19 protein-coding genes and 2 pseudogenes are annotated in these 17,344 nt (G+C 69.5%); 11 read left to right on the top strand and 10 right to left on the bottom strand.

The annotated features are described in order from the left end of the window. The 6 genes and pseudogenes from ABE488_RS02425 to ABE488_RS02400 all read left to right on the top strand — a co-directional run. A pseudogene (locus ABE488_RS02425) lies at positions 1-335 on the top strand (efflux RND transporter periplasmic adaptor subunit); the annotation flags it as partial. Next, the gene (locus tag ABE488_RS02420) at positions 332-1,099 is read left to right on the top strand and encodes an ABC transporter ATP-binding protein (RefSeq protein ID WP_346446969.1); all 768 of its coding nucleotides are present in this window, start codon (positions 332-334) and stop codon (positions 1,097-1,099) included. The pseudogene ABE488_RS02425 and the gene ABE488_RS02420, both read left to right, overlap by 4 nt. Continuing rightward, a complete protein-coding gene (locus ABE488_RS02415) occupies positions 1,096-2,334 on the top strand; it encodes an ABC transporter permease (RefSeq protein ID WP_346446967.1) in 1,239 nt (412 codons plus the stop codon). The genes ABE488_RS02420 and ABE488_RS02415 overlap by 4 nt, the downstream gene beginning before the upstream one ends. A 47-nt stretch (positions 2,335-2,381) precedes the next feature. Then, on the top strand, positions 2,382-3,053 hold the full coding sequence (locus ABE488_RS02410; protein WP_346446966.1) for a hypothetical protein: 672 nt from the start codon (positions 2,382-2,384) through the stop codon (positions 3,051-3,053). A gap of 19 nt (positions 3,054-3,072) precedes the next feature. Continuing rightward, positions 3,073-3,450, top strand: a complete 378-nt coding sequence (locus ABE488_RS02405; RefSeq protein ID WP_346446964.1) for a VOC family protein — start codon at positions 3,073-3,075, stop codon at positions 3,448-3,450. Between the two features lie 265 nt (positions 3,451-3,715). Continuing rightward, positions 3,716-4,399 (top strand): LysM domain-containing protein, encoded by a 684-nt coding sequence (locus ABE488_RS02400; RefSeq protein ID WP_346446962.1) that lies wholly within the window; start codon positions 3,716-3,718, stop codon positions 4,397-4,399. 120 nt (positions 4,400-4,519) lie between these two features. Here ABE488_RS02400 and ABE488_RS02395 read toward each other — a convergent pair whose 3' ends face one another. Together ABE488_RS02395 and ABE488_RS02390 are read right to left on the bottom strand one after the other, a co-directional pair. After that, positions 4,520-5,038: a hypothetical protein gene (locus ABE488_RS02395; RefSeq protein ID WP_346446960.1), complete on the bottom strand. Its 519-nt coding sequence runs from the start codon at positions 5,036-5,038 to the stop codon at positions 4,520-4,522. Between the two features lie 70 nt (positions 5,039-5,108). Beyond that, a complete protein-coding gene (locus ABE488_RS02390) occupies positions 5,109-5,816 on the bottom strand; it encodes an SGNH/GDSL hydrolase family protein (RefSeq protein ID WP_346446959.1) in 708 nt (235 codons plus the stop codon). A 222-nt stretch (positions 5,817-6,038) separates the two neighbouring features. Between ABE488_RS02390 and ABE488_RS02385 the strand changes: the two genes are divergently transcribed. From ABE488_RS02385 to ABE488_RS02365, 5 genes are read left to right on the top strand one after another with little or no spacing between them, the layout of a single operon-like run. Then, the gene (locus ABE488_RS02385; RefSeq protein ID WP_346446958.1) at positions 6,039-6,419 is read left to right on the top strand and encodes a diacylglycerol kinase; all 381 of its coding nucleotides are present in this window, start codon (positions 6,039-6,041) and stop codon (positions 6,417-6,419) included. A gap of 52 nt (positions 6,420-6,471) precedes the next feature. Beyond that, positions 6,472-7,251: a TerC family protein gene (locus tag ABE488_RS02380; protein ID WP_346442990.1), complete on the top strand. Its 780-nt coding sequence runs from the start codon at positions 6,472-6,474 to the stop codon at positions 7,249-7,251. 4 nt (positions 7,252-7,255) lie between these two features. Further along, complete coding sequence (lgt, locus tag ABE488_RS02375; protein ID WP_346442988.1) at positions 7,256-8,146, top strand: prolipoprotein diacylglyceryl transferase; 891 nt, start codon at positions 7,256-7,258, stop codon at positions 8,144-8,146. 2 nt (positions 8,147-8,148) lie between these two features. Then, on the top strand, positions 8,149-8,943 hold the full coding sequence (locus tag ABE488_RS02370; RefSeq protein ID WP_346446957.1) for a thymidylate synthase: 795 nt from the start codon (positions 8,149-8,151) through the stop codon (positions 8,941-8,943). Further along, complete coding sequence (locus ABE488_RS02365) at positions 8,940-9,485, top strand: dihydrofolate reductase (protein WP_346442985.1); 546 nt, start codon at positions 8,940-8,942, stop codon at positions 9,483-9,485. Before ABE488_RS02370 ends, ABE488_RS02365 begins: the two co-directional genes overlap by 4 nt. On the opposite strand, the gene ABE488_RS02360 is transcribed toward ABE488_RS02365, so the two are convergent. From ABE488_RS02360 to lptD, 8 genes and pseudogenes are all read right to left on the bottom strand, one after another. Then, positions 9,470-10,087, bottom strand: coding sequence for a DUF1287 domain-containing protein (locus ABE488_RS02360; protein ID WP_346442983.1), 618 nt, complete (start codon positions 10,085-10,087; stop codon positions 9,470-9,472). The two genes, ABE488_RS02365 and ABE488_RS02360, sit on opposite strands and share 16 nt — an antisense overlap. A gap of 2 nt (positions 10,088-10,089) precedes the next feature. Further along, positions 10,090-10,920: pseudogene (locus ABE488_RS02355) on the bottom strand (symmetrical bis(5'-nucleosyl)-tetraphosphatase); the annotation flags it as partial. Next, positions 10,920-11,303 (bottom strand): Co2+/Mg2+ efflux protein ApaG, encoded by a 384-nt coding sequence (apaG, locus tag ABE488_RS02350; RefSeq protein ID WP_047137325.1) that lies wholly within the window; start codon positions 11,301-11,303, stop codon positions 10,920-10,922. The pseudogene ABE488_RS02355 and the gene apaG, both read right to left, overlap by 1 nt. Positions 11,304-11,341: 38 nt before the next feature. Continuing rightward, the gene (gene rsmA / locus ABE488_RS02345; RefSeq protein ID WP_346442980.1) at positions 11,342-12,151 is read right to left on the bottom strand and encodes a 16S rRNA (adenine(1518)-N(6)/adenine(1519)-N(6))-dimethyltransferase RsmA; all 810 of its coding nucleotides are present in this window, start codon (positions 12,149-12,151) and stop codon (positions 11,342-11,344) included. A 28-nt stretch (positions 12,152-12,179) separates the two neighbouring features. Then, on the bottom strand, positions 12,180-12,527 hold the full coding sequence (locus tag ABE488_RS02340) for a tRNA-binding protein (RefSeq protein WP_346442979.1): 348 nt from the start codon (positions 12,525-12,527) through the stop codon (positions 12,180-12,182). Beyond that, a complete protein-coding gene (pdxA, locus tag ABE488_RS02335) occupies positions 12,524-13,504 on the bottom strand; it encodes a 4-hydroxythreonine-4-phosphate dehydrogenase PdxA (protein ID WP_346446955.1) in 981 nt (326 codons plus the stop codon). Before pdxA ends, ABE488_RS02340 begins: the two co-directional genes overlap by 4 nt. A 3-nt stretch (positions 13,505-13,507) precedes the next feature. Then, complete coding sequence (locus tag ABE488_RS02330; RefSeq protein ID WP_346442975.1) at positions 13,508-14,827, bottom strand: peptidylprolyl isomerase; 1,320 nt, start codon at positions 14,825-14,827, stop codon at positions 13,508-13,510. Continuing rightward, the gene (lptD, locus tag ABE488_RS02325; protein ID WP_346446954.1) at positions 14,824-17,301 is read right to left on the bottom strand and encodes an LPS-assembly protein LptD; all 2,478 of its coding nucleotides are present in this window, start codon (positions 17,299-17,301) and stop codon (positions 14,824-14,826) included. The genes ABE488_RS02330 and lptD overlap by 4 nt, the downstream gene beginning before the upstream one ends. Between the last annotated feature and the right edge of the window lie 43 nt (positions 17,302-17,344).

The following is a 17,344-nucleotide window of genomic DNA, read 5'->3' as shown; positions in this document are numbered from 1 at the left end:
GCCCGGCAGCGGGTGGCCACCGTGGCGGACCGGGCGGCGGCGCGCGCGCGCTCGATCCCCGTCTCCAGGCACAGATCCGGCAGCGCGTGACCGAGCGCGTCCAGCAGGATTTCGCCGAGTTTACAGCGCAGCTCGACGACACCCAGCGCGCGCAATGGCAGCGCACGCTGGCCTCGCTCGTGGGCGCGACGCGGACGACGCTCTATCGCCTGGTCGACGGGCAGCGCGAGGCGGTGCCGGTACGCATCGGCGCCAGCGACGGCAGCAGCGTCGAGATCTCCGGTCCGCTCGCCGAGGGCGATGCGATCGTCATCGGCGAACGCGCGCCGCGATGAGCACGTCCACGCCGGCGCCCGTCATCGAGACCCGCGCACTCAAGAAGATCTACGCCGAAGGCAGCGAGGCGGAGGTCGTGGCCTTGCGCGGCGTCGACCTGCGCATCCGGCGCGGCGAGTTCGTCGCGATCATGGGCCCGTCGGGGTCGGGCAAGTCGACACTGATGAATCTCATCGGCTGCCTCGACACGCCCAGCGATGGCGTCTACTTGTGCGATGGCATCGACGTCGCGACGCTCGATCGCGAGGCGCTGGCGGCCCTGCGCCGCGACACGATCGGGTTCGTCTTCCAGGGCTTCAACCTGCTGCCGAGAATGAGTGCGCTCGACAACGTGGCGATGCCACTGGGATACGCGCGCGTGCCGCCGGCCGAACGGCGGGCGCGGGCGCAGGCCGCGCTCGAAGCGGTCGGGTTGGGGGCGCGAACCGCGCACCGGCCCAGCGAGCTGTCCGGCGGCCAGCAGCAACGCGTCGCGATCGCGCGCGCGTTGATCAACCGGCCGCCGGTGCTGCTCGCCGACGAACCCACCGGCGCACTCGACACCCGCACCGGCGAGGAGATCCTCGCGCTGTTCAAGCAACTGCGCGACAATGGCCATACGGTGGTGCTGATCACCCACGACCCGGAGGTCGCCGCGCATGCCGACCGCACCTATGTGATGCGCGATGGCGAACTGCACGAAGAGCCGGGTTCCGGCGATCGCGGACCGGATGCCGGTTCCGATGCCGGGCTCTCGAGTCAGCGCCCGGGAGCGGGACCATGAACTTCCTCGACGTCCTGCGCACGGCGATCTTCGCGCTGCGCGGCAACTGGATGCGCAGCGCGCTGACCTCGCTGGGCGTGATCATCGGTATCGCAGCGGTCATCGTCATGGTGTCGGTGGGGCAGGGCACCCAGGCCGAGATCGATCGCCAGCTGTCGGGCCTGGGCGCGCAGAAGCTCGATATCGGCCCCAGCGCCGGCCGTTCGCCGGGCGGCGCACGCATGAGCGCGTCGAGCTTCTTCACCCTCAACGAGGGCGATATCGACGCGATCCGCCAGGAGATCCCGGAGGTGCAGTACATCTCCGGCTCGCTGCGCGGCAGCAGCCAGGTGGTCTACGCCGAGCGCAACTGGAACAGCAGCTGGCGCGGGGTCCAACCCGATTTCCTGGAGATCAACGGCTGGACGATCGCCAATGGCAGCGGGTTCGAGCCCCAGCACTTCACCGGCGCCGAACGCGTGGTGCTGCTGGGCGAGACCGTCCGCCGGGAGCTGTTCGGCGAGGCCAGCGGCGTCGGCGAACAGGTGCGCATCGGCCGGACGATCTTCACCGTACTCGGCACGCTCGACAGCAAGGGGCTGAGCGGTTTCGGCAGCGATCAGGATGAGATCCTGATCGTGCCGCTGGACACCGCGCGACGGCGCCTGATGGGGGCGATGGGCCTGCCGGCCGGCGCGGTCATGGATGTGTCGCTGACCGTCGCCGATGCCGGCGACCTGGGCTATGTGCAGAGCGAGGTGGAGTCGCTGCTGCGTCAGCGCCATCGGATCGGACCGGGCGAGCCGGACGACTTCCAGGTGCGCAATGTCTCCCAGCTGGTCGCCACCCGCAACCAGACCACGCGCCAGATGTCATGGCTGCTCGGCGCGGTCGCGACGATCTCGCTGATCGTCGGCGGCATCGGCATCATGAACATCATGTTGGTCTCGGTGACCGAGCGGATCCGCGAGATCGGCCTGCGCATGGCGGTCGGCGCCGGGCCGTCGGACATCCGCCGCCAGTTCCTCGCCGAGGCGATGCTGCTGTCGCTGGGCGGCGGTGTGCTGGGCATCGCGCTGGGCGTGATCGGTGCATTGCTGGTCGGGCACTACAACAGCGAGTTGCCGATCCAGCTCAATGGCAACGTGGTCGCGCTGGCGGCCGGGTTCTCGGTCGCGACCGGCCTGTTCTTCGGCTACTACCCGGCGCGCAAGGCGTCCGAACTCGATCCGATCGAGGCGCTGCGTCAGCAGTAGTGCGGCTGGGCGTCCTGCGCGCACGCGGTGAGGCTATGCTCCGGGCCATGCCTGCCTCGCGTCCCGATGCCACCAATGTCGAGCTGTCCGGAGCACCGGCGATCGACGCCGCCCTGCTGCGTCGCTTGCGCGCGCAGGCGGCGCGCCTGAGTCGACGTGCGGTGGATGTCGACGATCTCGTGCAGGAGGTCCTGCTCGCCGCGATCCTGGCAGGCCGCACCGATGCGGCATGGCTGGCGGGCACCCTGCGCCGACAAGCGGCCCTGGCTGCGCGCGGTGCGGTGCGACGGCGGCGCCGCGAAGATGCGGTCGGCGAATGCCTGCATGCGCGCCAGGCCTGCGATGTGCCGGCCTTGCCGGCACTGCCGCCGATGCCACCCGCGGCCCAGCGCGTGGCCCGGCTCGTCCTGCACGGGCTCGATGCCGCCGAGATCCGTTGGCTGCTCGGCATCTCGCCGCAGGCGTTCCGGCAGCGGTTGGTCTCGGTCCGCAAGTCCGTCGCTGCGGCGCCCGCAGAGGTCCGGGCGGCGCTGCGGGCGTTCGCCGCGGCGCCGGTGCCGCACCGCGCGCCGATGCCACGACCGATGGGGCCGGCCCGCCGCGTGCTGCAGAGTGCGGGGTTGGGCGGTGCGCTCGGGACGCATGATCCTAGTGGGCATCTGCTGTTGATCCGGCGCGGTGCTCACATTCCGGCCTCCAGCGGCAACGTATCGGCGTAACCCACCTTCAGGAACCGCCATGCTCGCAAATGCTCGACTCGAAACGCTTGTGTTCTTCGTCACCGACCTGCCGCGCAGTGCGGCCTTCTACCGCGACGTGCTCGGCCTGGCGCTCACGGTCGAGGACAGCCACGAGGGCCCGATGGCCACCGCCCAGGCCGGCAGCGTGACCCTCGTGTTGCTCGAACGTACTGTCTGGGTGGGCGAAACCCCGATCCCGGTGTTCTCGCTCGATGGTGGCATCGACGACTGCGCCGATGCGCTTGTCGCCCACGGCGTGGAGATCGTGACGCCCGTCAGCGAGGCACCCGACGGTGGCCTCACCCTCGACTTCCTCGATCCCGACGGTACCGTGTTGAGCCTGCATCAGCCCATGGGGGCTGCCCGCCGACGCTGATCGGTCGAGCCCAGGAGCGGCGACGGCGCGCTGGCGCTGCAGGACGGCCTGCGGCGCTGCACGCAGGCCGATCGCCCGTCGCGGTGCCGCGGACATCGTGTCGCCGTGGCGATGCCGCCCACGGCCTGGCCGGGGCGTGCGATGAATAGGGCGAGCCCTTTCGCTAGGGTCGATCCCAGATTGAGCGCACAGGCCGGGGCGGCGACAGTGCATACGTCCGCCCCAGTGCCCTGGGGCCTGCCAGACGTCCTTCCGGAGGCTAGCGATGACCGCGATCGGCAGCACCTCGTCCCATCACATCGCCTGGGGCGATACCCTCAGTGCACTGGCCGTCCGCTATGGCACCTCGGTCGATGCCCTGATGTCGGCCAACAGCCAGATCCGCGACCCCAACAAGATCTACGCCGGCGACACGCTCAACATCCCCGGTGCCGCAGGCGGCGCGGGCGGTAGCCAGGGGAACGGGGGCGTCGGCGGCACGGGCGCGGTCGGCGATACAGGGGCGGTCGGCGACACGGGGGCGGTCGATGCGCGCAACCCGGCCGCGATCGCCGAGCAGTTCATCGGCCGTAACGCAGGCGAACTCAAGTACAGCGACGAGCTCCCGATGCAGTCGTGGGTGCCCAACAACGTCAACTGTGCAAACTTCGTCTCGGCGGTGCTGCAGAAGGCCGGTGTCATCGACGCCGGGCAGGCCAGCGCCTCGGTCGATCAGTTGGCCAGCAACCTCAAGGGCGACGGTTGGCAGACGGTGTCGCTCGCCGATGCCCGGCCTGGCGACGTCGTATTGATGCAGAAGAACGGCCAGTCGCATGTGGTGCTGTTTGCTGGCTTCGAAGGCGGCAAGCCGCAGTTCATCGGCTCCAACAACGTCAACGCCGACGGCTCGCAGCGCATCAGCTGGGGCGGTGCCTCGGGCAACTACGAGATCATCACCCCGCCGCGCTGAGGCGTCATTGCGATGACCCGCACAAGGCCGGCAATTGCCGGCCTCCGTGTCTGTGTGGCATTCGTCCGTGTGCTCAGGGGCGCGCAGCGGCCCCCGGCGGTGCGCGCCCGCTCGCCGACGCTAGAACCCGAACAGCTGACGCGGGGCCGCATGCGTTTCCGGCCACGTCAGCCAGGCCACATCGGACGGCCCGATCGCGTGGTCGAGCACCGTCCATCGGGGCGTAGGGGGATCCAGCTCCGTCGATGCGCCGTCGTCGGTCGGCGGCTCACGCGCGTCCTCATCGGCGCTGCTCTGTGCAGGCTGCGCGCGCAGCAAGGCCACATAGACATCGGACATGCCACCGGCCGCGGCACGCTCGGCGTAAGGCGTGCCGGCATAGTCCGGACGACCGCCCCCGGGCGCGCGCAGCGTGCCTTGCAGGAACGCCCAGTCGCCCAGCCGGTCCAGGCGCTCGACCTCGACGACCACGCGATCACCGAGCGCGCTGCGCAGTGGCGCGGTGGCGGCGTCGAGCAGCACGTCGTAGCCCGGCGCACCCGGGTGTTGCGGCGCAACGGTCGATTGTGCGAATGCGTGCGACATGGGAACTCCCAGGGTCAGCGCGGCCAGCAGGCCGGCGGCGAGGCGGTGGCGCATGGCCGTGCTCCGGGTCGATACCGGTCGCAGTCTGGTCCGACCCGCATTCGGGCCGGGTGAACGCCCGGTATCAACGGACCAGATAGGGGCCGATGATGTCGCGCCACAGGGCGTAGCCGGCAGCGTTCATATGCAGGCGATCTTCGATGAACAGGTCTTCGCGCGGCACCCCGTTCGCATCCAGCATCGGGGTGAAGACATCGATGTAGGCGACGTTGCGCTGGGTCGCGGCCCAGGCGCGCAGTGCGTCATTGGCCTGACGCTGGATGCCCAGCAGGTTCGCGCGCGACGGGCTGGGCTTGATGCCGAGCAGCGCGATCTGAGTGCCCGGCAGTTCGGCGTGGATGCGCCGGACGAAGGCCTGCGTGTCGGCCAGTACCTGTTGCGCCGAACGTCCGTCGGCGGTGTCGTTATCGCCGGCGTAGAGCACGATCTGCCGCGGCCGGTAGCGCAGCGTGATCTCATCGGCGTACCACACCGAGTCACGCACCTGCGAGCCGCCGAAGCCGCGGTTGAGCACCGGCACGTCGGGAAAGTCCATCGCCAGCGTGTCCCAGAAGCGCACCGATGAGCTGCCGGTGAACACCACCGGCCGTTCCGGCGGCGGCGTTGCGGCATCCTGGGCGGCGAACCGAGCCATGTCGGCCGCCCATTCGGGTGACGACACCGGATCCAGGCCTGCGGTGAAACTGCGCGAGCTGGCGCAGCCGGCCAGCAGCACCGCGACGAGCGACAGGACGGCGGCGGCGTGGAGACGGGCGAAAAACAGTGCGTACATCGGGACAGGACCGGGTTCGAACGAGCCGCCAGTCAAACAGCCCCTGTCGCGCGATGCAAACCACGGCCGGCCCGGGGCCTGGGATGTGGCAGAATCGCCCGGTCGCGACTGTCCCTCCCGATCCGGTCTGTCATGCTTTCGACCCCTCCGCGGCCCGTGCTCCGCGTCCTGCCGGTGCGCATCCGGCGTTCGGCGACGGCTCGCCGGGCGCGGGCGTGAGCGATGGCCGACGACACCGGACATTGGCCGCGCGGGCCGGCACGCATGCTCAAGGCCACGGTGTGGTCCTGCCAGGGCCTGCGTGCGGCCTGGTTGCACGAGTCGTCATTCCGGCTCGAGGTCTGTGTGCTGGCGGTCCTCGCGCCGCTGGCCCTGTGGCTGGGCGACACCGGCGTGGAACGGGCGCTGCTGCTCGGCAGCTGCCTGCTGGTGCTGGCGATGGAGTTGTTGAATTCGGCGATCGAGGCGGTGATCGAGCGCTACGGCGCAGAGCACCACGAGCTCGCCGGGCGGGCCAAGGACATGGGATCGGCCGCGGTGTTCGTGACGATGATCAATGTGGTGGCGGTATGGACGCTGATCCTGCTGCCGCGCTGGCTGTAGACGCCGCCGCGAGCCCCGCGGTGGCTGGACCCCAAACGAGGATGCCCTCCCCATGATGGAACTGCTGACCGACCCCCAGGTCTGGATCCTGCTGATCACGCTCAGTGCGATCGAGATCGTGCTGGGCATCGACAACCTGGTCTTCATCTCGATCGCCGTCGGCAAGCTGCCCGTCGAGAAGCGCGAGTTCGCGCGCAAGTTCGGTATCGCCGTGGCCTGCATCACGCGCATCGGCCTGCTGTTGACGCTGGCCTGGCTAGCGCGGCTGACCGATCCGCTGTTCGAGTTATTCGGTCGCGGCATCTCGGTGCGCGATCTGATCCTGATCCTCGGCGGCTTGTTCCTGATCGTGAAGGGCGCGATGGAGATCCGCGAGCAGCTCAAGGGCGAGGATCCCGAAGCCCACGGCAGCATCGGCAAGGCGACTGCGTCCTTCGGTGCGGTGATCGCGCAGATCGCGGTCATCGACATCGTGTTCTCGCTCGACTCGGTGATCGCCGCGGTCGGCATGGCCGGCGAGTACGTGCCGGTGATGGTCTGCGCGATCCTGCTGGCGGTGACGGTGATGCTGCTCGCGGCGCAGCCGCTGGGCAAGTTCATCGACGCCAACCCGACGGTGAAGATGCTGGCGCTGGCGTTCATCGTGCTGATCGGTGTCTACCTGCTGCTCGACGGGTTCGGCCTGCACATTCCCAAGGGGTACATCTACGGCTCGATGGGGTTCTCGGCGTTCGTCGAAATGCTCAACCTGTGGGCCAAGCGCAATGCGATGCGCAATCGCGGCGAGGTGACGCCGCCGGTCGACGCGCCCACGCATCCGCTGCCGCGCTGATCCGATGATCATCCTTCACCAGATCGATCCGATCGCGCTGCAACTGCCGCAGATCGGTCCGTTCCATCCGTCGGTCCACTGGTACGGCGTCATGTACCTGCTGGGCTTCGGTATGGCCTGGTGGCTGGGGCGGCTGCGCATCCGCGCCGGCCGCCTGCCCGGCGTCGATGTCGAGCGCTTCGGCGACCTGCTGTTCAACGGCATCCTCGGCGTGATCCTGGGTGGCCGCATCGGCTACGTGCTGTTCTACACGCCGGGCGAGCTGATGGCCGACCCGTTGATGCTGTTCAAGGTCTGGGACGGCGGCATGAGTTTCCACGGCGGCCTGCTCGGCGTGCTGGTGGCGGCCTGGTGGTGGGCGCGGCGCCAGCGCCTGCACTTCTTCGACGTGATGGACTTCGTGGCGCCGCTGGTGCCGCCGGGCCTGGGCTTCGGCCGGCTGGGCAACTACATCGGCGCCGAGCTGTGGGGCAAGTACACCCAGGCCGGCTGGGGCGTGGTGTTTCCGACCGATCCGGCCTTCGCGGGTTGGTCGGCCGAGCGCCTGCAGGCCGAGTTTGCGACCGGTGCGCTGGATCAGTTCGCACGCCACCCCTCGCAGCTCTACCAGGCGTGCCTGGAGGGGCTGGCGATGTTCGTCATCCTGTGGGTGTTCTCGCGCAAGCCGCGTGCGCGCTACGCGGTTTCGGGGATGTTCGCGTTGCTCTACGGCGTGTTCCGGATCCTGGTCGAGTTCGTGCGCGTGCCCGATGCGAACATCGGCTATCTGGCGTTCGGCTGGGTCACCCAGGGTCAATTGCTGTCGCTGCCGCTGGTCGCGCTGGGCCTGTTCCTGCTGTGGCGCTCGCGCAGCGCGCCGGTGCTGCAGCCGGCCGTGCCTGTGCAGGCGGGCTGAGCATGCGCCAGTACCTGGATCTGCTGCGCCACGTGCTCGAGCACGGCAGCGACAAGGCCGACCGCACCGGCACCGGTACGCGCAGCGTATTCGGCTGGCAGATGCGCTTCGATCTGGCCGATGGCTTTCCGCTGGTCACGACCAAGAAGCTGCACCTGCGCTCGATCGTCCATGAGCTGCTGTGGTTCCTGAAAGGCGAGACCAACATCGGCTACCTGAAGGCCCACAAGGTCGGCATCTGGGACGAGTGGGCCGACGCCGACGGCGAACTGGGACCGGTCTACGGCAAGCAGTGGCGCCGCTGGACCGGCAGCGACGGCCGCGAGATCGACCAGATCCGCTGGGTCGTCGATGAGATCGTACGCAATCCCGACTCGCGCCGGCTGATCGTCAGTGCCTGGAACGTCGCCGACCTGCCGCAGATGGCGCTGATGCCCTGCCACACGATGTTCCAGTTCTACGTGGTCGACGGCCGCCTGAGCTGCCAGCTCTACCAGCGCAGCGGCGATATCTTCCTCGGCGTGCCGTTCAACATCGCCAGCTATGCGCTGCTCACGCACATGGTCGCGCAGGCGACCGGGCTGGGCGTGGGCGATTTCGTGCACACGCTCGGCGACGCGCACCTGTACGCCAACCACTTCGAGCAGGCGCGCGAGCAGCTCACGCGCACGCCGCGCCCGCTGCCGCGGCTGCGCTTGAACCCGGCGGTGAGCGATCTGTTCGCGTTCGGCTACGACGACATCGCTTTCGACGGTTACGACCCGTTACCGGCGATCAAGGCGCCGGTCGCGGTATGACCGAGCGGCAGTCGGCCGTGTCCGGCATGGCGGCCGAACGCGACACGCCGCGAATCGTGTTGATCGCCGCGCTCGATCGCAATCGCGCGATCGGCGGCGGCAATGCGCTGCTGTGGCATCTGCCCGACGACCTGAAGCGCTTCAAGGCGTTGACGCTGGGCCAGCCGGTGCTGATGGGGCGACGCACCGCCGAGTCGATCGGCCGCGCGCTGCCCGGTCGCCGCAATCTGGTGCTCACGCGTTCGGGCCGTGCGCCGTTCGACGGCATGGAGGCGGTCGCGTCGCTCGATGCGGCGCTCGCGCTGGCCGCAGGCGACGGCGCCCAGGCGCTGTGCGTGATCGGCGGCGGCGAGGTCTACGCGCTGGCGTTGGCGCGCGCCACGCACCTGTCGCTGACCTGCGTCGATGCCGAGGTCGACGGCGCCGATGCCTGGTTTCCGGCGTTCGATGCCGCCGACTGGATCCAGACCGCGCGGCAGGAGCACGCCGCCGACACGCGCCACGCGCACGCCTTCGCATTCGTCGACTACCGCCGCGCCTGAGCGTCCGGCACCGGCGCGACCGCCGGTCGGTAGTGACCGATGATGCGCCAGCGCAGCAACACGTTTTCCTCGCGCGTGCCGCGGGCGATGTTGTGCAGCACCAGGGGCGTGCCGTCGCCGGCCTTGCGGTCGGACACGATGCCGATGTGCAGCAGGCCGCTGTCCAGGCGCCAGGCGACGATGTCGCCCGCTCGGTAATCGCCGCGGGCTTGCACGACGGGCCGCGACCAGCCCTGGCGCGCGAACCAGGTCGTCTGGTTGGGGACGCGTCGATGGTCGATGTGCGGGTCGGCGGCCAGGTGCCGCCACTGGCGCGGGTAGGCCTGCGGATGGGCGCGCTTGTCCTGATGGATGCGCTGCTGCAGATCGATGCCCTGCGTGCGCAGCGCGCGCACCACGACATCGGTGCAGACGCCGCGGTCGGCCGGCACGTCGCCGCCGGGATAGTCCAGGCGCACGTAGGCCGGGTCGTAGCGGACGGTGACGCCGACCTGACGCCGGGCCGCGTCCGTCAGCGGATGCGCGAAGGCCGCCGCCGACAGCAACAGTCCGGCCAGTGCGAGCGCCGCCAGTGCGGCGTGTGGGCCCGGACGCCGCCTCATCTCACCGGTGGCGGCACGTCGCGTCCGGGCACCTGCACGATGCGCAGCGTCTCGGCATCGAGCTGCAGTGCGGTCAGCTTGCCGCCCCACACCGCGCCGGTGTCGAGCGCGTGGATGCCGTGGCCGATGAACAGGCCCAGCGTCGACCAGTGACCGCAGACGATCTTCAGGTCGCGCTCGGCACGCCCCGGGACCTCGTACCAGGGATAGAGTCCCGGTTGCTGGGTGCCGGGCGCGCCCTTCTCTTCGAACGCGATGCGGCCCTTGGGCGCGCAATAGCGCATTCGGGTGAAGATGTTGATGATCGCGCGATCGCGATCAGGCCCGGTCAGGTTCGGCGACCACGCCGGGCGATCGCCGTACATGTTGCGCAGCAGCTTGCGATAGCCGGGGCTGCGCAGCTTGCGTTCGATCTCGGCGGCGTGCTTCTCGGCCAGTTGGGTGGTCCAGCGCGGCGCAAGACCGGCGTGCAGCATCATCCAGCCCAGCGCGCGGTCCACGTGCAGCAGCGGACAGGCGCGCAGCCAGTCGAGCAGCACGTCGCGGTCGTGCGCGAACAGCACACCGCGCAGATCGGGATTGACCTTGCGCTGGTCCTCTTCGCGACGCTCGGCGATCGCCAGCAGCGACAGGTCGTGGTTGCCCAGCACGCTGACGACGTTCTCGCGCAGCGAGTGCACCAGCCGCAGCGTCTCGACCGATTCGCCGCCGCGATTGACCAGGTCGCCGCAGAACCACAGCCGGTCGACGGCCGGATCGAAGCGGATCGCCTCGAGCAATCGCGCGGTCGCACCGTAGCAACCCTGCAGGTCGCCGATCGCCCAGATCGCCATCAGTGCAGGGTACGCGGGACCGACAGCGTGAACGGCGGGATCGGGGCGTCGAAGTGCGCGCCGTCGTCGCCGACCATGTCGTAGCTGCCCTCCATCGTCCCGACCGCCGTCGACAGCACTGCGCCGGAGGTGTAGGTGAAGGCCTCGCCCGGCTCGAGCCGCGGCTGTTCGCCGACGACACCGTCGCCATGCACTTCCTCGACGCGGCCATTGGCGTCGGTGATGATCCAGTGGCGCGAGACGAGCTGGGCCGGCAACCGGCCGACATTGCGGATACGGATGGTGTAGGCGAAAACGTAGCGATCGTCGTCGGGGGTCGATTCCTCGTCGAGGAAGCGCGTCGCGATCTGGATTTCGAGGGTGTAGTCGGCAGTCTCGTCCATGGCGCGCTCAGTGTAGCGGGCGGCAATGAATGCTTCGACTATGTCGTGGCCGTATGGTTGGCCAGGCGCACGAAATCGGCGACCGACAACTGCTCGGCGCGCTGCTGGGGGTCGATGCCGGCCGCGATGATCGCCTCGGCCTCCATCGTGCCGCCCAGCGCATTGCGCAGCGTCTTGCGGCGCTGGCCGAAGGCCGCGCGGACGATGTTGGCAAAACGCATGGGATCGTCGATGCCGATGCGTTCGGGCGCGCGCGGGACCAGTCGCACGACCGCCGAATCGACTTTCGGCGGCGGCCGGAACGCGCCCGGGCCGACCACGAACAATGCAGTGACATCGCAGTAGGCCTGCAGCATCACGCTCAGTCGCCCATAGACCTTGCTGCCCGGCCCGGCGGCCATGCGCTCGACCACTTCCTTCTGCAGCATGAAGTGCATGTCGACGATCGCGGCGGCATGCGCCAGGGCGTGGAACAGGATCGGCGAGGACAGGTTGTAGGGCAGGTTGCCGACCAGCCGGATCGGCGTGCCGTCCGCGAGCGCGGTCAGGTCGACGTCGAGCACGTTGGCATGGACCAGGGTCAACGCGCCATGCGCAGCCGCCTGCGCAGTCAGCGGCGCCAACAGGTCACGGTCGAACTCGATCGCCGTCAGGCTGCCATGGCGGTCGAGCAGCGGGAACGTCATCGCGCCCTGGCCGGGCCCGATCTCGACCAGGCGCTCGCCGGGCTTGGGGTCGATCGCCAGCACGATCTTGTCGACGACCCCGCGCTCGTGCAGGAAGTTCTGGCCGAGCGATTTCTTGGGCGGTTCGGTGAAGCTGCCGGAGGCGGCGGAGGATCGGATCATGGGACGGGTCGCAGAAAAAGAAGGGAGCTCACAGCAGCCGGGTGCCGGGCGCGATGTCGCCATCGGGAACGCACAGCCGGACCTTGCCTTCGGCGTCATGGAAACCGGTGATCAGGCACTCCGACATCAGCGGCCCGATCTGCTTGGGCGGGAAGTTCACCACGCCCACGACCAGCCGGCCGACCAATGTTTGCGGCGCATAGTGGTCGGTGATCTGCGCGCTGGACTTGCGCACGCCGATCTCCGGGCCGAAGTCGACCTGCAGCACATAGGCCGGGCGCCGCGCCTTGGGGAACACCTCGGCAGACACCACGCGGCCCACACGCAGGTCCACGCGCAGGAAATCGTCCCAGCCGATCGGCGTGCCCGCGGTCATGCCGCGGCCCTGCGGTGGCGGGCGAGCGCCGCGCACTGGTCGATCGCGCAGAACAGGCTCGACGGGTCGGCGCGGCCGCTGCCGGCGAGTTCGAGTGCCGTCCCGTGGTCCACCGCGACCCGGGGATAGGGCAGGCCCAGGGTCAGATTGACCGCCGATTCGAAGCCGTTGTGCTTGAGCACTGGCAGGCCCTGATCGTGGTACATCGCCAGCACCGCGTCGACATCGGCCAGACGCATGGGCAGGAAGGCGGTATCGGCCGGCAGTGGGCCGTCGAGGGCGAGGCCTTCGGCACGCAGGCGCGCCAGCAGGGGGGCGATGATGTCGCGCTCCTCGAAGCCCAGATGGCCGTCCTCGCCGGCATGGGGATTGAGGCCGAGGACTGCGATCCGCGGTGCCTGCAGCCCGAAGTCGCGACGCAACGCAGCATCGAGGATGCGCAACACGCGCTCGAGCGTGGGCGCGGTGATGGCATCGGGGACGGCGCGCAGTGGCAGGTGGGTGGTCGCCAGCGCCACGCGCAGTTGCGGATTGGCGAGCATCATCACCACATCGCAGCCGGCGTCGTCGGCCAGCAGTTCGGTCGTGCCGGTGTAGGGCACGCCGCCGGCATTGATCGCCGCCTTGTGCACCGGGCCGGTCACCAGGCCGTCGAAGCGGCCTTCGCGGCAGCCGGCCGCAGCATGCAGCAGGGCATCGACGATGCTGCGTGCATTGCGCGGATCGGGCGTGCCGAAGGCGGGGACGTGCGCATGCGGGAATTCGATCAGGCGCAACGTGCCCGGGGGGACCTGTGGGGCCTGGGCATCGGCGAAAGCGATCGGCAGCGCGATCGCATCGGCGGCTCGGCGCAAGGCCTCACGATCGCCGATCGCGACCAGGTCGGCCCCGCAAGCGCGCCAGGCGGCGCGCACGCACAGCTCCGGGCCGACGCCGGCCGGCTCGCCCGGCACCAGCGCCAGCCTGGGCCGGGTCATCGCTCAGCCGCCGCCGCCGATCTCAGGATCGGGATTGGGGCCGATGCGGACGCTGACGTAGGCCTCACCGCGCATCTCGCGCACGTAGCGGTCCCACTCGTCCTCGAGCTTGCGTTGGCCGATGGCCTCGCGCGCCTGTGCGCGCCGGTTGTTGTCGTTGCCGGCCGACTGGCGGCTGGCCATGCGCTGGACGATATGCCAGCCAGCCTGCGTGCGGAAGGGCTGGGAGACATCGCCGTCGCCGAGCGCGGCGACCTGGCCGCCGAAGTCCGGGCCGAACTCGTCCTGGGTGAACCAGCCCAGGTCGCCGCCGTTGGCCTTGGTGGCATTGTCCTCGGAGCTGTCGCGGGCGATCTGCGCGAAATCGGCGCCGCCCACGATGCGCGCGCGCAGCGAGTCGGCGCGCGCCTTGGCGGCGCTGTCGTCCTCGCCCTGGGCGCGGATCAGGATGTGGCGGGCCTGGTACTCGGTGACCGTGCCGGCGCCGCCACTCTGGCTCGCGTCGCGCACGTCCACCAGCTGCAGCAGCTGGAAGCCGCTGGGGCCACGGATCGGACCGATGACCTGGCCGGGCTGCAGCGAGGTGACCGAGGTCGCGAACGCCGCCGGGATCTCGTCGGTCCGGCGCCAGCCCAGGTCGCCGCCTTCCAGCGCGTTCGGGCTGTCGGAGTAGCGCACCGCTGCGGCCGAGAACTCCATCTCGCCGCGGTCGATGAGGCCCTTGATGCCGTCGATCTTCTGCTGGCCGGTCTGGATCTGCTCGGGCGTGGCGCCCTCGGGCAGGGCGACGAGGATGTGCGCCAGGCGGTACTGGGCGCCGGTGGCCTGCGCCGACAGGGCGGCATCGACCTCGGCGTCGCTGACCGAGATGCGGGTCTGCGCGAAGCGCTGGCGCATGCGCTGGATCAGCAGCTCGTCGCGCAGCGAGGCGCGGAAGTCGTCGAACGACATGCCGTCGCCGGCCAGCTGGCGACGCAGCTGGTCCATCGAGAAGTTGTTCTGCTGCGCGATCGCGGCGATGGCCTGGTCGACTTCTTCGTCGCTGACGCGCACGCCCGTCTGCTGGGCGCGTGCGGTCTGCAGGCGCAGCGTGATCAAGCGCTCGAGCACCTGCCGCTCGAGGATCTCCTGCGGCGGCAACTGGTCCTGGCGGGTCGCGTACTGCGCGCGGATGTTGTTCACCGCGCGGTCGAGTTCGCTGGCGAGGATCACGTCCTCGTCGACGACCGCGGCGATGCGATCGAGCGGTTGCAGGGTCTGGGCATGCGCGGCGGCGGCGCACAGCACGATGGCGGCCGCGAGGGAACGGATCAGTGTCTTCATTGGCTCAGGCCGGGAGTGATGGAGTCATCGTCGTCGCTGTTGCGCAGTTCCGACGGCGGCACGAGATAGAGGTCGTCACGGTAATAGCCGAGAATAGCACGGCGCAGACGGCCTTCCGTGTCCGGTCCGGCCGACCCCAGGCCCTTGAGTTCGACTTCGAACATGATGGCGTTGTTCATCTCGCCCTGGCGGTTGCGCAGGTAGCGCCGGCCGACCACGCGGGTCGCCAGGCAGCAGCTGTCCCACTGCACGCCGGCCACCGCTTCGAGCAGCTGGTTGTCGGCGAGCGAGTAGTAATAGCGCCCGACCAGGCTCCAGGTCGGGTTGATCGGATACAGGAACGACAGGTCGGCCTGCTCGATGAGGTTGCTGCGCCGGCGGTAGGCAAAGTTGACGATGCCGTCGTCGCCGATCAGATACCGGGTGCGGACACTGGCCAGGTCCTCGCGGCGGAGCTTGGGGTCCCACTGGTAGCCGGCGCTGATCGTCCAGCGGTCGTTGATCGCGTAGGTCGAGTCGGCGACCCAGGCCGAGCGCCCGCGCTCGATCTGGGTCTCGTTGCCGACCGTCACCCGCGAGTCGTCCAGGTACACGATCTGGCCCAGGCTCGCGCTGAGTTTCTCGCGGCCATCGGACTCGCGGATCAAGCGCGTGCTCACCGCCAGCGTCACCTGGTTGGCGTCGGCCTGGCGGTCGGCGCCCGAGTAGCGATTGTCGCGGAACAACTGGCCCCAGCCGAAGGTCAGCGGGCTGGTGTCGAACAACGGCAGTGCCGACTGGTCGCGATACGGCGAGTGCAGGTAGTAGAGCCGCGGCTCGAGGGTATGCAGGTAGTCCTCGCCACGGAACCGGGTGTTGCGGTCGAAGAACAGCCCCGCATCGAGCGATGCGATCGGCTGGCTGCGGCTGGGCGCGGTGTCGCGCAACTGGCCGAAGGCCGCCTGGTACTGGCCCTGCAGTGCGTCGGGGATCGGGACCCCGCCACCGATGCCCAGCGCGCCGCGCGCGCGCTGGTCGGCGATCGAGTCAGCCAGCTCCCGGTCCAGCCCGTAGGCGGTATGCCGCCAGGCGAGGGTGGGGCGCAGGAACCAGCTCGGGCCTTCGAGCGGCATCGAGATGTAGGGCTTGAGGTCGACCCGGCTGCCGCCGGGCTTGGTGACGTCGTCGACGTGCGAGAACCGGGTCGCGGTGGCGTTGACGCCGGCGGTGAACCAGCGCCCATACGGCCGTTCCCAGTTGAAGTAGGCGTGCGGCAGGCGGTTGTAGGGCAGGATCGACTCGGGCAGCGTGTAGTCGGTCAGCATCTGGTAGTCGGCCAGCACGCCGGCGTTCCAGTAGCCTTGCGGGCCCGACCGGCCCTGGCCGAACACGCCGAGCTGGCTGACGCCGCTGATCGACGAGATGCCGTCGACGTTGTTGCTGGCGTCTTCCAGATACCGCGGGTCGCTCATCCAGGTCAGGTTCGCACGAGCCTGCCAGGTCGGATTGAGGTCGGCAGAGCCGCTGAAGCTCAAGAACCCGCGGTCGTCCTTGCGGCGGTTCTTGGCAATCGGCACCTGGGTCTGCTCGAGCTCGCGCTCGCGGCTGGCGAGCTTGTCGGACGGCAGATAGGCCACGTCGAGCACGCCGCGGGTGGCGTCGGTCATGAACCGGAACTCGGTGCCCAACTGCAGACCGCGTTTGCTCATCCAGCGCGGCTCGAGCGTCATGTCGTAGTTCGGCGCCAGGTTCAGGTAGATCGGCTGCGAATAGTCGAAGCCGTTGCGGCTGGACTGCGAGATCCGTGGATAGAGCAGGCCGGAGATGCGGCGCTCGTCGATCGGGAAGCGGAACCACGGTACGTACAGCACCGGGACCTTGCCCACGCGCAGGGTCGCGTTGCGCGCGGTGCCCATGCCCAGGTCGGTGTTGACGTCGATCTGCTGGGCCTTGAGCTCCCACCAGCGGTCGCTGGGCGGGCAGGTCGAGTAGGTCGAGCCCAGCAGCGCCCCCTGCGCGCCCTCCATGCGGATGTGGTCGGCACCGCCGTTGCCCCGCCGGGCCGTGAGCTGGTAGCGCACGTTGTCCATGCGGTAGGCCTCGGACAAGGTGTCGCCCTGCAACGTGTCGGCGACCACGCGCATGCCTGCATCCTGGTAGCGGACGTTGCCGCTGGCAACGAACGTGCCGTCCTCCTCGGAGTAGTCGAGATCGTCGGTGCCCAGGAACTGGTCGCCGCGCCGCAGCGTCACATTGCCCGAGAAGCTGCTGCTCTCGCCGGTGACCCCTTCGAAAGCGTCGCCGTCGATGTCGGTCGGCTGACTTTCGCGGTCCTCGACCGAGCCCACCGGTGCCTGGGCGTCGGCGAAGGCCGGGACGGCATCCTCGACCGGGCACAGCGCCCAGTAGTTGGGGCGTGGCAGGTCGTCGGCCTGGGCCGTGAGCGACAGCGCGATGCAGAACGGAAGGGGCAGCAGGCGGAGGGCGGGGCGCACGGTCGATCCGTTCGGCCAAAACGGGCGCCAGCATGCCGCATCC

Origin of the sequence: Luteimonas sp. TWI662 (assembly GCF_039673825.1) — a bacterium.
Classification (GTDB): domain Bacteria; phylum Pseudomonadota; class Gammaproteobacteria; order Xanthomonadales; family Xanthomonadaceae; genus Luteimonas.
Note: the sequence above shows the minus strand (reverse complement) of the source record. Positions and strands in the feature narration are given on the sequence as shown.

Coding starts and splice junctions, on each gene's coding strand:
- ABE488_RS02420 (WP_346446969.1), top strand. CDS start 332: ATGAGCACGTCCACGCCGGCGCCCGTCATCGAGACCCGCGCACTCAAG.
- ABE488_RS02415 (WP_346446967.1), top strand. CDS start 1,096: ATGAACTTCCTCGACGTCCTGCGCACGGCGATCTTCGCGCTGCGCGGC.
- ABE488_RS02410 (WP_346446966.1), top strand. CDS start 2,382: ATGCCTGCCTCGCGTCCCGATGCCACCAATGTCGAGCTGTCCGGAGCA.
- ABE488_RS02405 (WP_346446964.1), top strand. CDS start 3,073: ATGCTCGCAAATGCTCGACTCGAAACGCTTGTGTTCTTCGTCACCGAC.
- ABE488_RS02400 (WP_346446962.1), top strand. CDS start 3,716: ATGACCGCGATCGGCAGCACCTCGTCCCATCACATCGCCTGGGGCGAT.
- ABE488_RS02395 (WP_346446960.1), bottom strand. CDS start 5,038: ATGCGCCACCGCCTCGCCGCCGGCCTGCTGGCCGCGCTGACCCTGGGA.
- ABE488_RS02390 (WP_346446959.1), bottom strand. CDS start 5,816: ATGTACGCACTGTTTTTCGCCCGTCTCCACGCCGCCGCCGTCCTGTCG.
- ABE488_RS02385 (WP_346446958.1), top strand. CDS start 6,039: ATGGCCGACGACACCGGACATTGGCCGCGCGGGCCGGCACGCATGCTC.
- ABE488_RS02380 (WP_346442990.1), top strand. CDS start 6,472: ATGATGGAACTGCTGACCGACCCCCAGGTCTGGATCCTGCTGATCACG.
- lgt (WP_346442988.1), top strand. CDS start 7,256: ATGATCATCCTTCACCAGATCGATCCGATCGCGCTGCAACTGCCGCAG.
- ABE488_RS02370 (WP_346446957.1), top strand. CDS start 8,149: ATGCGCCAGTACCTGGATCTGCTGCGCCACGTGCTCGAGCACGGCAGC.
- ABE488_RS02365 (WP_346442985.1), top strand. CDS start 8,940: ATGACCGAGCGGCAGTCGGCCGTGTCCGGCATGGCGGCCGAACGCGAC.
- ABE488_RS02360 (WP_346442983.1), bottom strand. CDS start 10,087: ATGAGGCGGCGTCCGGGCCCACACGCCGCACTGGCGGCGCTCGCACTG.
- apaG (WP_047137325.1), bottom strand. CDS start 11,303: ATGGACGAGACTGCCGACTACACCCTCGAAATCCAGATCGCGACGCGC.
- rsmA (WP_346442980.1), bottom strand. CDS start 12,151: ATGATCCGATCCTCCGCCGCCTCCGGCAGCTTCACCGAACCGCCCAAG.
- ABE488_RS02340 (WP_346442979.1), bottom strand. CDS start 12,527: ATGACCGCGGGCACGCCGATCGGCTGGGACGATTTCCTGCGCGTGGAC.
- pdxA (WP_346446955.1), bottom strand. CDS start 13,504: ATGACCCGGCCCAGGCTGGCGCTGGTGCCGGGCGAGCCGGCCGGCGTC.
- ABE488_RS02330 (WP_346442975.1), bottom strand. CDS start 14,827: ATGAAGACACTGATCCGTTCCCTCGCGGCCGCCATCGTGCTGTGCGCC.